At 62.8% G+C, this 14,266-nt stretch carries 10 protein-coding genes; 8 read left to right on the top strand and 2 right to left on the bottom strand.

The features are described 5' to 3' along the window. Nucleotides 1-364: 364 nt before the first annotated feature. The 8 genes from EN853_RS26875 to EN853_RS26840 all read left to right on the top strand — a co-directional run bounded on the left by EN853_RS26875 (nt 365) and on the right by EN853_RS26840 (nt 12,334). Nucleotides 365-2,377, top strand: coding sequence for an acetyl/propionyl/methylcrotonyl-CoA carboxylase subunit alpha (locus tag EN853_RS26875; RefSeq protein ID WP_127862126.1), 2,013 nt, complete (start codon nt 365-367; stop codon nt 2,375-2,377). Between the two features lie 100 nt (nt 2,378-2,477). After that, a complete protein-coding gene (dnaE, locus tag EN853_RS26870; protein WP_127862125.1) occupies nt 2,478-6,002 on the top strand; it encodes a DNA polymerase III subunit alpha in 3,525 nt (1,174 codons plus the stop codon). A gap of 268 nt (nt 6,003-6,270) precedes the next feature. Further along, the gene (locus EN853_RS26865; protein ID WP_127862124.1) at nt 6,271-7,491 is read left to right on the top strand and encodes a glycosyltransferase family 2 protein; all 1,221 of its coding nucleotides are present in this window, start codon (nt 6,271-6,273) and stop codon (nt 7,489-7,491) included. A 204-nt stretch (nt 7,492-7,695) separates the two neighbouring features. Next, nucleotides 7,696-8,271 (top strand): methyltransferase domain-containing protein, encoded by a 576-nt coding sequence (locus tag EN853_RS26860; RefSeq protein ID WP_167524609.1) that lies wholly within the window; start codon nt 7,696-7,698, stop codon nt 8,269-8,271. Then, nucleotides 8,268-8,657, top strand: coding sequence for a GtrA family protein (locus EN853_RS26855; RefSeq protein ID WP_127862122.1), 390 nt, complete (start codon nt 8,268-8,270; stop codon nt 8,655-8,657). The genes EN853_RS26860 and EN853_RS26855 overlap by 4 nt, the downstream gene beginning before the upstream one ends. Beyond that, nucleotides 8,657-9,325 (top strand): class I SAM-dependent methyltransferase, encoded by a 669-nt coding sequence (locus tag EN853_RS26850; RefSeq protein WP_168247758.1) that lies wholly within the window; start codon nt 8,657-8,659, stop codon nt 9,323-9,325. Before EN853_RS26855 ends, EN853_RS26850 begins: the two co-directional genes overlap by 1 nt. A 12-nt stretch (nt 9,326-9,337) precedes the next feature. After that, nucleotides 9,338-10,471, top strand: a complete 1,134-nt coding sequence (locus tag EN853_RS26845; RefSeq protein ID WP_127862120.1) for a glycosyltransferase family 4 protein — start codon at nt 9,338-9,340, stop codon at nt 10,469-10,471. Between the two features lie 171 nt (nt 10,472-10,642). Then, entirely contained in the window at nt 10,643-12,334 is a 1,692-nt protein-coding gene (locus tag EN853_RS26840; protein WP_127862119.1) for a hypothetical protein, read from the top strand. A gap of 95 nt (nt 12,335-12,429) precedes the next feature. Here EN853_RS26840 and EN853_RS26835 read toward each other — a convergent pair whose 3' ends face one another. Beyond that, entirely contained in the window at nt 12,430-13,311 is an 882-nt protein-coding gene (locus EN853_RS26835; protein WP_127862118.1) for a DMT family transporter, read from the bottom strand. Between the two features lie 77 nt (nt 13,312-13,388). After that, complete coding sequence (locus EN853_RS26830) at nt 13,389-14,189, bottom strand: IclR family transcriptional regulator (RefSeq protein WP_127862117.1); 801 nt, start codon at nt 14,187-14,189, stop codon at nt 13,389-13,391. Nucleotides 14,190-14,266 lie beyond the last annotated feature (77 nt).

Raw genomic sequence — 14,266 nt, 5'->3', positions numbered from 1 at the left:
CTCGATCAGCACCTCGCCATCGCGCGGACCCTCGAGGTCCACCTCCATGATCTCCAGCGGCTTTCCGGCACCAACGGCAACTGCGGCGCGCGTCTTCATGAGGCATTCCTCCCAAGGCAATCGAAGAGTTTCAGACTATGGCAGGCTGCCAGGCCTGCCTGGCGAGGCGACAACAGCCTGCCATCCATCATCCGTCCGCGACCACCCTACCGGCTTCGGGGATAGCGGCCAACGTCTCTTGCGACGTTTTTCGGCGCGGTTTCTGCAATCGGCATCAGGCGCCGAGGGCAGCGCTCCAGGCACTTGAGACGCGCCGGAATTGTCCATAGAACTGGACGGCTTCGCCGGAGGACACGTCGCCAGCATGTTCAAGAAAATCCTGATCGCCAATCGCGGCGAGATCGCCTGTCGCGTGATCAAGACGGCGCGCAAGATGGGGATCGCCACGGTCGCAGTCTATTCGGACGCCGATCGCGATGCCGTGCATGTGGAAATGTCCGGCGAGGCGGTGCATATCGGCCCGTCGCCTGCCGCGCAGAGCTATCTCCTGCCTGAAAAGATCATCGCCGCCTGCAAGGAGACCGGCGCCGAGGCTGTGCATCCGGGCTACGGTTTCCTGTCGGAGCGCGCCTCCTTCTGCCAGGCGCTGGAGAAGGAAGGCATCGCCTTCATCGGACCGAAGCCCAAGGCGATCCGCGCCATGGGCGACAAGATCGAATCGAAGAAGTTCGCCAGCCAGGCCAAGGTCTCGACCGTGCCGGGCTGGCTGGGCGTCATCGAGAATGCCGACCATGCCGAACGGATCGCCGGCGAGATCGGCTATCCGGTGATGATCAAGGCATCGGCCGGCGGCGGCGGCAAGGGCATGCGCATCGCCTGGAGCAAGGCGGAAGTACGCGACGGTTTTGAGCGCGCGCGCTCGGAAGCGAAAAGCTCCTTTGGCGACGACCGGGTCTTCATCGAGAAATTCGTCGTCGATCCGCGCCATATCGAGATCCAGGTGCTGGCCGACGCGCATGGCAATGCGCTTTATCTCGGCGAGCGCGAGTGCTCGATCCAGCGCCGCAACCAGAAGGTGGTGGAGGAGGCGCCGTCGCCGTTCCTCGACGCCAAGACGCGCAAGGCCATGGGTGAGCAGGCCGTGGCGCTAGCCAAGGCCGTCGACTACCAGAGCGCCGGCACGGTCGAGTTTATCGTCGACACGGACAAGAACTTCTATTTCCTTGAAATGAATACACGATTGCAGGTCGAGCATCCGGTGACCGAGCTCGTCACCGGCATCGATCTTGTCGAGCAGATGATCCGCGTTGCCGCCGGCGAAAAGCTCAGCATCAAGCAAAGCGACGTGAAGCTCAACGGCTGGGCGGTGGAAAGCCGCCTCTATGCCGAAGACCCTTTCCGCAATTTCCTGCCCTCGATCGGCCGGCTGACGCGTTACCGGCCGCCAGAAGAGGGGAAGTTCGGCGATGTCGTGATCCGCAACGACACGGGCGTCACCGAAGGTTCCGAAATATCGATGTTCTACGACCCGATGGTGGCAAAGCTGTGCACATGGGCGCCGACGAGGCTCCAGGCCATCGATGCCATGTCGGAAGCGCTCGACAGCTTCATTGTCGACGGCATCGAGCACAACATTCCGTTCCTGGCGGCGCTGATGCAGCATCCGCGCTGGCGCGAGGGGCGGCTCTCGACCGGCTTCATTGCCGAGGAATATCCGCACGGTTTTGCGCACATCGAGCCCGACGGCGAGCAAAGGGCGGTGTTTGCCGCGGTCGCCACGGCGATCGAGCTGCTGCGCCGGGACCGGCTCGACCGCCTCAGCGGCCGGCTGGCGCCGCATTCGGGCCATCTCAAGCGCGACTGGGTGGTGAAGATCGGCGCGGACTATCTTGGCGTGAGCATTGTCGACGGCATGGTCTCCATTCCGATGGAGGTCGATCTGGCGATCGACGGCGGCAAGCCGCTGACGGTCGCCTCCGACTGGCGGCCGGGCGACGCGATCTGGCACGGCACCGTCGGCGGCAAGGGGATAGCGGCGCAGGTCCGGCCGGTGCTGAACGGTCTTCGCATCGCCTGGAACGGCATGTCGGTGGCGGCTCAGGCCATGCTGCCGCGCACGGCCGAGCTTGAAAGGCTGATGCCGGAAAAGCTGCCGCCGGATACCTCGAAGATGCTGCTCTGCCCGATGCCTGGCCTCGTCGTCTCGATCGCCGTCGCCGAAGGCCAAGAGGTCAAGGCCGGCGAGACGCTGGCCGTGGTCGAGGCGATGAAGATGGAAAACGTGCTGCGCGCCGAGCGCGACCTCACGGTTGCCAAGCTCAACGCCAAGCCCGGCGACAGCTTGGCGGTCGACGCCGTGATCATGGAATTCGCTTGACGGGCTTTGCTGTGCACAGGTGAGCGCTGGACTCGCATCGCGCGCTCCCGGACAATACATCTCACCCGAATGTTGAGTCCTTTCGAACGACAAGAGCCCCATGGCCGATGAACTCCCACGCGACCCGCTGCAGCGCGAAGCAGCCGTGAAGGCCGCGAAGCCGGAGGCGCCGGCGCGGACCTTCATCCATCTGCGCGTGCATTCGGCCTATTCGCTGCTCGAAGGCGCCTTGCAACTCGGTGCCATTGTCGGCCACGCGGCCAAGGACCAGGCGCCGGCGATTGCGGTGACCGACACCAACAACCTGTTCGGGGCGCTCGAATTCGCCCAGAAGGCGGTCAAGGACGGCATCCAGCCGATCATCGGCTGCCAGATCGATCTTGCCTTTGCCGGCGAGGCCAGTGACGCCCAGCGTGACCGCCGCCGGCAGGGGCTCGCGATGTCGCCGATCGTGCTGATCGCCGCCAGCGAGGCTGGCTATGCCAATCTCGTCCGGCTGATCAGCAAGGTCTATCTGGAGACGCCGCCGGGCGAGTCCGTGCATCTGACCAGCACCATGCTGGAAGACCGTTGCGGTGGCCTGATCTGCCTGACCGGCGGCCCGCGTGGCCCGATCGGCAGCGCCCTGAAGGCGGACCGCCGCGACCTCGCCGAGCAACGGCTGCTCTTCCTCAAAGACCTGTTCGGCGACCGCCTCTATGTCGAGTTGGAACGGGTCGCCGGCTACGACCGCATGGTCGAGAAGTCGACGGTCGACCTGGCCTACACGCACGAATTGCCGCTGGTCGCCACCAATGAGGCTTTCTTCTCAAAGCGCGAGGACTACGAGGCGCATGACGCGCTGATCGCGATTGCCGAAGGCTCGGTGGTGGCCGCCGACAACCGCCGGCGGCTAGCGCCGGACAATTTCCTGCGCAGCCAGGCCGAGATGGCGCGGCTGTTCTCGGACCTGCCGGAAGCGATCGACAACACGGTCGAGATCGCGATGCGCTGCTCCTACTATCCGAAGAACCGCAGCCCGATCCTGCCGCGCTTCACCGGCGCCGACGCCGCCGACAAGGATGCGGCCGAGAAGGCCGAGGCGGCCGAACTCGCGCGCCAGGCGCGCGAGGGCCTGGCGGCTCGGCTTGCCGCGCACGGGCCGACGCCGGGCTACACGGTCGAGCAATATCGCGAGCGGCTCGAATTCGAGCTCGGCATCATCGAGAAGATGAAGTTCCCCGGCTACTTCCTGATCGTCGCCGACTTCATCAAATGGGCGAAATCGCAAGGCATTCCGGTCGGTCCGGGACGCGGTTCGGGCGCCGGCTCGCTGGTCGCCTATTCGACCACCATCACCGATATCGATCCGCTGCGCTTCTCGCTGCTGTTCGAGCGCTTCCTCAATCCGGACCGCGTCTCGATGCCGGACTTCGACATCGACTTCTGCCAGGACCGGCGCGAGGAAGTCATCCGCTACGTCCAGCAGAAATACGGCCGCGACCAGGTCGGCCAGATCATCACCTTCGGAACGCTGCAGGCGCGCGCCGTGCTGCGCGACGTCGGCCGCGTGCTGCAGATGCCTTACGGCCAGGTCGACAAGCTGTCCAAGATGGTGCCGCAGAACCCGGCCAATCCGGTCAAGCTGGCGGACGCCATCGCCAACGAGCCGCGCTTTGCCGAGGAGGCGGAAAAGGAGCCGATCGTCCAGACGCTGCTCGACACGGCGCAGAAGCTCGAAGGCCTCTATCGCCACGCCTCGACGCATGCCGCCGGCATCGTCATCGGCGACAGACCTCTGTCGGAACTGGTGCCGATGTACCGCGATCCGCGCTCGGACATGCCGGTCACCCAGTTCAACATGAAATATGTCGAGCAGGCCGGGCTGGTGAAGTTCGACTTCCTCGGCCTGAAGACGCTGACCGTGCTGGAGACGGCGGTGAAGCTCATCCGCCGGCGCGGCGTCGACATCGATCTGGCGACGATCCCGCTCGACGACAAGGACACCTACGCCATGCTGTCGCGCGGCGAGGTGGTCGGCGTGTTCCAGGTTGAAAGTGCCGGCATGCGCAAGGCGCTGATCGGCATGCGGCCGGACTGCATCGAGGACATCATCGCACTGGTCGCGCTCTACCGCCCCGGCCCGATGGAGAACATCCCGACCTACAACGCCAGAAAGCATGGCGAAGAGGAGATGGCTTCGATCCATCCCAAGATCGACCATCTGGTGAAGGAGACGCAAGGCGTCATCGTCTACCAGGAACAGGTGATGCAGATCGCGCAGGAGCTTTCGGGCTACTCGCTCGGCGAAGCCGATCTTCTGCGCCGCGCCATGGGCAAGAAGATCCGCGCCGAGATGGACAAGCAGCGCGAGCGCTTCGTTTCCGGCGCGGTCGAGCGCGGCGTCGGCAAGCCGCAGGCAGATTTCATCTTCGATCTTCTGGCCAAATTCGCCGACTACGGCTTCAACAAGTCGCACGCCGCTGCCTATGCGGTGGTGTCTTACCAGACCGCCTATCTCAAGGCGCATTACCCGGTCGAATTCCTGGCGGCGTCGATGACGCTCGACATGAGCAACACCGATAAACTGGCCGATTTCCGCCAGGACGCGTTGCGTCTCGGCATCGAGGTGGTGGCACCGTCGGTGATGACGAGTTTCCGCCCCTTCGAGGTCGGCGAGAACAAGATTTTCTACTCGCTGGCGGCGCTCAAGGGCGTCGGCGACGCGGCGGTCGAGCACATCGTCGAGATGCGGGGCGAGAAGCCGTTCAAGAACCTTGCCGATTTCTGCGAGCGGGTCGACCCCAAGATCGTCGGTAAGCGCGTCTTCGAAAGCCTGATCATGGCCGGCGCGCTGGATTGCTTCGGGCATGACCGCGCCGTGATGATGGCGGGCGTCGAGCGAATGATGGGGCTGGCCTCGCTGGCGCAGCAGAACGCCATTTCCGGCCAGGCCGATATTTTCGGCGCTTCGCTTGGGAGTCAATCGCAGGCTCTCAACCTGCCGGCAACCGATCCCTGGCTCGCCGCCGACAAGCTGCACCGCGAATTCCAGGTGGTCGGATTCTACCTCTCGGCGCATCCGCTCGACGAATACAAGGCAGCGCTGCAGAAGATGCGGGTGCAGAACTGGGCGGAATTCTCGGCCGCGGTGAAACGCGGCGCTGCCGCCGGCCGGCTCGCCGGCACCGTCACCACCAAGCAGGAGCGCAAGACCCGCACCGGCAACAAGATGGGCGTCGTGCAGTTTTCCGACACGACGGGCCAGTACGAGGCCGTGCTATTCTCGGAAGGCCTGGCGCAATATCGCGATATGCTCGAGCCCGGCCGTTCGGTGGTGATCACGGTTTCGGCGGAAGATCGGCCGGAAGGCATCAATCTGCGCATCCAGACGGTGCAGTCGCTGGAGGATGAGGCGAGCCGCATCCAGAAGGCGCTGCGCATCTTCGTGCGCGACGCCCAGCCGATCAACATCCTGGCCAACCAGCTTGCCGTGAAAGGCGAAGGGCAGGTGAGCTTCGTGCTGATCAAGGACGCCGGACAGGGGGAGATCGAGATCGAACTCCCCAACCGCTACCGGATCTCGCCGCAGGTCGCGTCGGCCATGCGCGCGGTGCCAGGTGTTGTCGAAGTGGAACTGGTTTAGGCGCTCTAACTATTTGTTTTTGCGCAATTCCGAGCGGAAAATCGTTGCGCGCGTTTCCTGGAATGCTTTAGCGCTAGGCGCCGCTGCTACTTCAGACCTCATCGCCCTGCTCCGACACAATACTCGCCAAACCACGTCATTCGCTCAACGGTGTATGGCTTTGTATATCTTTGACTAACTTGTTCTTGCTAACGTTGCAGCTAGGCTGCGTTGGGGGCGTGTGCCTGAGTTGTCAGCAAGGCTGACGATTGGGCAGGAGCGGGGCACGATGGTCGACAAGTCGAATTTCGCGACGATCCGGACTGATCTCGAAGGACAACGCGCCGATGATGTGGGGGCTCCGCTAGTGTCGGCCATCATCCCTTGCCTGAACGAAGAGCGCACGCTGGGCATCTGCATCCGCAAAGCGCTCGACGTCTTTGCAAAGCGCGACATCAAGGGCGAGGTGGTCGTTGGTGACAATGGGTCGACCGATCGGTCAGTCGAGATCGCCGAGTCCCTCGGCGCGCGCGTCGTGCACCAGCGGGTCAAGGGATATGGCGCGGCGATCAGCGCGGCGGCTGAAGCTGCGCGAGGCAAGTACCTCATCATGGCGGATGCGGACGATTCCTACGATTGGAGCAGCCTCGGCGACTTCATCGACGCGTTGGAGGGTGGCGCCGAACTGGTCATGGGCGATCGCTTTGCCGGCGGTATCGAGCCTGGCGCCATGCCCGCGCTGCATCGGTATCTCGGCAATCCGGTGCTTTCGACGATTGCCCGCTGGCTTCACCACTCTCCGATACACGACTTTCATTGCGGCATGCGAGGGTTCACGCGGGACGCATTCCGCAGGATGGGCGCGCGCTCGCCCGGCATGGAATTCGCCTCGGAGATGGTCATCAACGCGCATCGCGCGGGCCTCGTGATCCGCGAGGTGCCGATCAAGCTCTATCCGGACAAGCGCGGCCGCCCACCTCATCTGCGCTCATTCCGCGACGGCTGGCGGCACCTGCGGCTGATCGTGGCCCATGCACCCAACACCATGTATCTCATACCGGGAGCAACCTTGCTGGTGGCCGGCGTTGCCGGCCTTGCGATCCTCGCAGCCGGGCCTATCCGGATTGGTGGGTGGTATTTCGGAATCCACTTCGTCGCGCTCTCAGCGATGGCAACGCTGATCGGCCTTTCGGCGATCCTTTTCGGCATGCTGGCGAAGGTGGCGATCGCCATCTATCACCCGGTCCACGGAGGCCGGATGGTGCGCTGGCTGATGCGCGGCCGCCCGCTGGAATGGCTGGTCTTTTCCGGCGGCATGCTCGCAGCGTCCGGCTTTGTCGCAGACGTGCTGCTGGCGCTGCACTGGATTTTCGTTGGCGGCCCAATGGAGCAGTCGGTGCATCTGACCTTCGTGACCACCACCGCCTGCGTGGCCGGCATGTCCATGGTGCTGTCCGGCTTCGTGCTCAAATTGCTGCTTGATAATTTGGATGACAGGCGTGTGTTCTGACCGTTCCCTTTCCGGCATCGTTGGGCGTGTGGCGCTCCGAAGAATAAGATAGCGCGCGGCAAGTCGGTGGTTTCATTGAGAGCTGGTGGTATGAGAGAAAGCAGGGCCGCTCCGCGTATCTGGGACACGGACTGGCTTGTCTTGCGCGGGCTGGCTCGGCTGTTGCGAGAAGAGGCGAGGGCGCATGTCCGTCCGGGCACGCTGATGGTCGATCTCGGCTGCGGCGACATGCCTTACGCCGACATGATGCTCCAAATGAAGATCGACTATCGCGGCGCGGATATTGGCGAAGGCAGCTTCCTGAAAATAGATGAGCAGGGCCGCGTGCCGCTGGCCGACGGCGCCGCCGGAGCGGTACTGTCAGTGCAGGTATTGGAGCATGTGCGCGACCTTGACGCCTATTGCGCCGAGATTCGCAGACTGCTGCGCGACGACGGTGTGCTGCTGTTGTCCACCCACGGTACCTGGCTTTACCATCCTCATCCCGAGGATCATCGCCGCTGGACACGCACCGGACTTGCCGTGGATCTTGCCGATCGCGGCCTAAATGTCGAAGAAGTGCATGCGATCGCGGGGCCCTTGGCAACCACGACGCTGATCCGACTGACAGGTTTTGCCTTCTTCCTTCGACGTCTGCCGATCATAGGCGCAGCTTCGGCGTCGCTGCTTGCGGTGTTGATGAACCTGCGCGCTCAATTGGAAGACCGCTTTACGCCCGCCCAAATTCGCGATGACAACGCCTGCGTTTTCTTGGTCCGAGCCCGCAAGGCAGCCATATGAGCATGCGCACGTCCATCGCCTATGTCGTGATCGCCGGTGTCTGCATCGTGCTGCATAACGTGGTGATCATCCTGGCCGACAGGGCTGGGATACCATTGTGGCTGGCCGTGCTGTTGTCCTTTTGCGTCGTGGCAGGCACCGGCTATGTGCTTCATAGCATGTTCACTTTTCGCCGACCCTTAGCTCCCATAACCTTCGTGCGCTACGTCATTGCAATGGTCGCCAACATACCGTTGGCCTTTGTCACCATATGGTTCTGGCATCAGCAGATCGGCCTGCCGATGGTGTTTGCCTCGCCACTTGCCTCGGTTTGCATGCTGGCGCTGAACTTCCTGCTTGGTCGATGGGCCATCGCCTCGCCAAACCGTTGGATGACGGGGGGCTGATGGCCTTGGCTACGGCAGTGCGCCCGATCGATCCGAGACTTCTGCAGGGCATCCTGTCGCGTCACCTCGCCATGTACCGGAACAAGGTGCCGACCTATCAGGCGGTCATGCTCGACAGTTTACGAGAGCTCTGGGACGATCACCATCGCAGCCTGCTCGATGTCGGTGGCGGGACTGGGGTGATCGCCCAAGCCATGGCCGAGCTCTTTCCCGTGGATGAGGTGCAGACAGTGGACATGGTTGACCGTTTCTGCTCTTCGCTGAGCGTGCCGACCAGGCAGTATGACGGCAAAACCCTACCTTTTGCGGACCGCACTTTTGATGCAGCGACGCTCAACAACGTAGTGCATCACGTGCCGGTCGCAGCGCGCATGGCCTTGCTGCGAGAAATCCGGCGCGTCGTCGATGGTCCGCTCTACATAAAGGATCACGAAAGCCGCGGAATGCTGGACAACCTGCGCCTCACTGCAATGGACGCCATAGGCAATATCCCATTTGGCGGAATGATCTGGGCGCGCTACCTGACACGCGCAGAATGGGAGGGGCTAGCGGCCGAAAGCGGCTACCGCATTGCCCGTCGCGCCGCACCGAAGCAGTATCGGAAGAGCATCTATCGACTGCTGTTTCCCAATCGGCTCGAAGTGGCGATGCGCTTCGAACCGGCTTGATGGACTAAGCCGTTGCGCATTCTGACGGTCAGCCATTTCTATGAAGATCACGGCGGCGGCATAGAACGTGTGGCCGGGCATTTGTGCCGGCAATTCACGGAACTGGGCATTCAGGCGGCTTGGGCGGCCAGCGACGCCGATCAGCCGCCGGTGGCCGAAGTTGAAGCGGTGCCGCTCGCCTGCGTCAATCCGATCGAGAAGATTGTTGGCCTGCCGATGCCGCTGCCGGGCGCTCGTGCGATCCGCGCGCTGGCGCGCGAAGTGCGCCGCAGCGACGCGGTGGTGGTGCACGACGCCCTCTACGTCACATCGATCCTGGCACTGTTGATGGCAAAGGCCTACCGCAAGCGGGTCGTGTTGATCCAGCATATCGCCGGCATCCCTTTTTCCTCGCGCACGCTGCGCTCGTTGATGGCGCTGGCCAACATCGTCATCACGCGCCCTATGCTGGGGGCCGTTGACGCACTTGTGTTCATCAGCGACACCGTGCGCCACGACCTTGTGGGCACCCCGGCGCGCGTTCCCTATCGGCTTCTGTTCAACGGTGTCGATAGTGCGATTTTTCATCCCGCCGAAGGTCCAGCCCCTATCCTGGAAGCTCCGATGGATACCGCGGTCTCATCGGGCATGCGACGCGCTCTTTTCGTCGGTCGCTATGTCGAGAAGAAGGGACTGGCGGTGCTGCGCGCTTTGGCTGCGTCCCGCCAGGATCTCACATTTCTCATGGTCGGCAGCGGCCCGATCCGCCCCAGCCAATGGGGCCTCGCCAATGTTCATGATCTTGGCGCCCAGAGCCCTCAGGCACTGGCCGACCTTTATCGCGGGGTAGACCTCCTGTTGCTGCCGAGCGTGGGAGAAGGCTTCCCGCTCGTTATCCAAGAGGCGATGGCTTGCGGGCTGCCGGTTGTCTGTGGCGAACCGAGCAACCGTGCCGACCCTGGCGCCGCCGAATGGCTGCGTGGCGTAGCCATCGATCTGACCGATCCAGAAGGTTCGGCCAGGCGCTGCGCCGATACCATTGATAGCCTTGCCTTCGCATCCGTGGAACGCGCAGCCATGGCTCGCTACGCGTTGGCACGGTATGACTGGCGCGCAATGGCGCGCGGTGTGCTGACCCTGACGAGGGAGGGAAGGACCGAACTTTGACGTACGCTCTTCACTTCGGTCAGAGTTGATATCGCACCTTGCCTGACTGGATTCCGGGCGGACCTGAAGCTCTTTGGCAAGAAATATCGCATAGGATTCCAGGCGTCATACGCTGGTACGTGGCAAGCCAATTACCTTCATTGAAGTCATTCAGGAATTCGGGCGGGTTGAATGCAATCAGAAGCAGGTCTGGCTGATCTGTTCGGTACAGGATCGCGCCGACTGACGACGTATCTGGGCGCCTTGATCGCGCTGAAGATCGTTTTGTTGTTTCTCCTGGCTTGGAATAGCCGGTTCGTCATGGACGAATTTGGTCAGCTTGGATACGCGAAGTATTTGCTTAATGGCCTGTTCGCAACGGTGCAGCCAAGCAAGGCGGCTGGTTCCACGGCCTTTTACAACCTGGCTCACCTGATCGGCTGGGATGCAACATCCATACTTCTTGTCGGCCGCATCCAGACCGTGCTGATAGGGTGGGCCATCGTGGCCATGATCTATGCTTGTGCCCGCGCGCTTGGGGAGGATCGGCTGCGTGCCTTGGTCATTGTCCTCCTTCTCCTGTGCTTCTCGAACTTCATGGAGCGCGTCTTTCGCACCATCGCCGAACCGCTGGCTTTGTTCTTCGCCGTTGCGGCGCTGCTGGCCGTCCTGCGGGCGCGTGAATTGGGCGGGCGCCAGCTTGTCGCTGCGGGCATCCTGAGCGGCCTGTCGTTCCTGGCAACGCAGAAATCAGTCTACTTCAATGTTGCACTTGGGCTCGGTTTGGTTGCCGACGCCGCTTTGGCGAGGCGCTATGCAGCGGGCGTGGCCCGCGGCGCATGGCTCGTGCTGGGATGGACTGTTCCCATAATTGCCTATTGCTTCATCTTCGGCGGTACCGACCCTGTTCCGATTGCCAAGAACCTCGTATTCGGCCCGATCGAGGTTGCGACGCGTGGGGGCGATGAATATGGGGGGCTGAGGCGCTTCGTGTTGCAGACTCTGGCGCGCAACTATGTGCTCTATGTCGTCTGTTTCTCCGGCATGGCTCTGTCCCTGGCGCAGATCATGAAGCTCGACGGGCGAAGGCGAATTGCGCTGATCTTCTCCGTCGTCATCACGGTACTGGTTTTCGCGCACAACCAGCCGTGGCCCTACGTGTTCATTATGGCGCAGCCGTTCATGTCGCTATGGTCATTGACAATGCTCGACGGCCTCGCAGCCCGCGCGCGTTACCTGCGTCTCGCGTGGATAGCGCTGGTCACGGCCGTGGCCATAAGCTTCGTCGCCAATCTGCTTTACCTTCGCATCGACAATGCGGCCCAGCTTGAACTGGTGGCGCGGGCAGAGTCATTGCTGACGCCGGACGAGCGCTATTTCGACGGCATCGATATGCTGCCCAATCGGATGGAGCCGACAACTTTATGGCTCGATAAACACTACGTCCTCGCGACGTTGCGGGACGGTAAGGACTCCGAGGCTTACAATGTCCTCAGCAAGTCTCCGCCAAAGCTGATCCTGTGGTCCTACCGAATGGACTATATCTATCCGGTGGTCGCGCCCCTGATTGTGAACAGCTATGTCCGTGTCGCGCCAAACCTCAGGATAGTCGGCAGCCGCCTTTATCCCGGGGAGCCGAGGACTTTCGATGTTCCGATTGCCGGAAGCTATGCGCTCTACAGTGCCGACGGAACGCCGTTGCGAGGCCAAGTCGAAGTCGACGGCGCGGTGGGCGATCCGCCGTTTCAGCTCACGACGGGACCAAAGGCCGTCACATTGCGCAACGGTTCAGGCGAAGCATTGCTGCTGCCGACGGGTTCATACGCCGGACATTTCAAGGCGGGCGGCGACGACGATTTTCTATTCGATGGCGTCTATGACTGAGCGCCGCTCGATCGACGAGGTGAGCGCCGACGCCAGCCACCGTGTCGGATCGGAAGCGACCGGACCAGGCAACCGACCTTACAGCTAGGAGATAGCTAGGAGGTGGCGACTTCGGCAGGCTGCGGAGCCTTCCGCCGCAAATTGAGCAGGTTGCCGGCTAGGATCAACGCCGCGCCGCCGGCGGTGAAGGCATCGATCTGCTCGTTGTAAAGCAGCCAGCCGATCAGCGCTGACAGCGGCACGCGCAGGAAGTCCATCGGCGAAATGACGGTCGCATCGGCGTGGCTAAGCGCGCGGGCCATGCAGAAATGCGAAGACATGCCGGTAAAGGCGACTACGAATATCGACGGCCAGAGCTCGACCGCCGGGCTGCGCCATACGTAGAGCGCCGGGACAAGGCCGACCACGGACTGGATGATCAGCATCCAGAAGATGATGCGCACGACGCTCTCGGTTCGCGTCAGCGACTTGACCATGACCACCGAGACGCCGAAGCACATCGCGGCCCCCAGAACGACGAGATGACCGGGATCGACCGAGCCGATGCCGGGACGCACGATGATCACCACTCCGATCAGCCCCAGCACGATCGCCGTCAGCCTTGGCCGCGACAGCCTTTCGCCGAGAAAGCTCACCGCAAGTATCGCGGTCCAGATCGGGGTCGTGAACTCGATCGAGATCAGCACGGCCAGCGGAATGAGGGTCAGCGCGTAGAGCCACGCGGCCTGGCCGGCATAGTGGACGAGGTTTCGTGCGAGGTGGGCAAGGGGGCGCTCGGTGCGCATCGCCTTGAAGCCGCCGCTCGTCAGCACCAGCGGCAGCAGGATGAAGAAACCGATCACGGACCGCAACTCCAGCACCTGGAAGACATTGAGCGCGGCCGTCGCGGTGCGGCCGGCGACCGACATCGCCAGGAACGAGGCGATCGACAGCGCCATCCAGAGGGCGGCCTTGGTGATCGAGGGAGCGGGTGCCATGGGCGCTATTTCGCAAGCCCGACCTTCGACCGCAACCGCTAGACGGTGCATTCGACTGGGCCAGCCGGCCACACGCCTCATCCTCCGGTGAGCGACAGCCCGCGGGCCCGATCCTGCAGCAGCTCGAGCAACTGGTTGCGGCGCGGCTCCGGCGTGTCGACGGGCAGCACGAAGCAAAGCGTCCTGTTGATGGCGCCATGACCGTCGCGGATGGGCGCCGCCATGCACCAGGTGAAACGGTCGGCGAGCGCCGCGGTCTCGCTGAAGCCCTGGAGGCGTGCCCGCTCCACGTCGGAGAAGAAATCCTCAGGCGCAATGATCCGGCCGTCAGGCAGCTTGTAGTCCGCGGCAGGAATGAAGCTTTTCAGTTCGGCCTCGCTCATATGACCGACCAGCAACCGGCCCGACGCCGTCCATGGGATCGGCACCTCGACACCGACATCGCTGGAAATGCGAAACGGCCCGGGGGAGTCGCGGCAATCGAGAACAACATACTTGTTGCCGCGCAAGCCACAGAGCTGAACGGTCTCGCCGGTCTCGGCAGCCATCTTGTCGAGGGTCTCGAGGATGCGGCGATAGTGGGCGTTGTGATGCGAATAGGCCCAGCCGAACAGATGCATCGCCCGGCCGAAATAGACATAGCCTTCGGAACCGACATTCTCGAGCATCTCGGCTTCGAGCAGGCTGTTGACGATCTCGTATGTCGTCGAACGCGGCGCGCCGATCATCTTGGCCAGATCGCCGACCCGCACGGGGGCGCGATGCCTGAGCAGCGCCTCGAGCAGCATGATGACGCGGTCGATACCGCGGCGCCGCTCGCCCCCCTGCGGCTGCGCGCCGGCTTCCACCTCGATCAACCCGGTTGCCCCATTGCTCATGTCAGTCGTCCAAAATCATTTTCGGACCTCGTCTCAAGACGCTTGAAAGATGTCAAGGCTCAGTCTAGCATCCGTTT

Source organism: Mesorhizobium sp. M1C.F.Ca.ET.210.01.1.1 (assembly GCF_004791585.1).
GTDB lineage: Bacteria > Pseudomonadota > Alphaproteobacteria > Rhizobiales > Rhizobiaceae > Mesorhizobium.
The sequence above is the reverse complement of the archived record's forward strand: the minus strand, read 5'-3'. Positions and strand labels throughout refer to the sequence as shown.

Bases quoted from the DNA above. Each gene is read 5' to 3' on its own strand.
- EN853_RS26850 (WP_168247758.1), top strand. From the start codon at position 8,657: ATGGCCTTGGCTACGGCAGTGCGCCCGATCGATCCGAGACTTCTGCAG.
- EN853_RS26875 (WP_127862126.1), top strand. From the start codon at position 365: ATGTTCAAGAAAATCCTGATCGCCAATCGCGGCGAGATCGCCTGTCGC.
- EN853_RS26830 (WP_127862117.1), bottom strand. From the start codon at position 14,189: ATGAGCAATGGGGCAACCGGGTTGATCGAGGTGGAAGCCGGCGCGCAG.
- EN853_RS26835 (WP_127862118.1), bottom strand. From the start codon at position 13,311: ATGGCACCCGCTCCCTCGATCACCAAGGCCGCCCTCTGGATGGCGCTG.
- dnaE (WP_127862125.1), top strand. From the start codon at position 2,478: ATGGCCGATGAACTCCCACGCGACCCGCTGCAGCGCGAAGCAGCCGTG.
- EN853_RS26865 (WP_127862124.1), top strand. From the start codon at position 6,271: ATGGTCGACAAGTCGAATTTCGCGACGATCCGGACTGATCTCGAAGGA.
- EN853_RS26860 (WP_167524609.1), top strand. From the start codon at position 7,696: ATGGTCGATCTCGGCTGCGGCGACATGCCTTACGCCGACATGATGCTC.
- EN853_RS26855 (WP_127862122.1), top strand. From the start codon at position 8,268: ATGAGCATGCGCACGTCCATCGCCTATGTCGTGATCGCCGGTGTCTGC.
- EN853_RS26840 (WP_127862119.1), top strand. From the start codon at position 10,643: ATGCAATCAGAAGCAGGTCTGGCTGATCTGTTCGGTACAGGATCGCGC.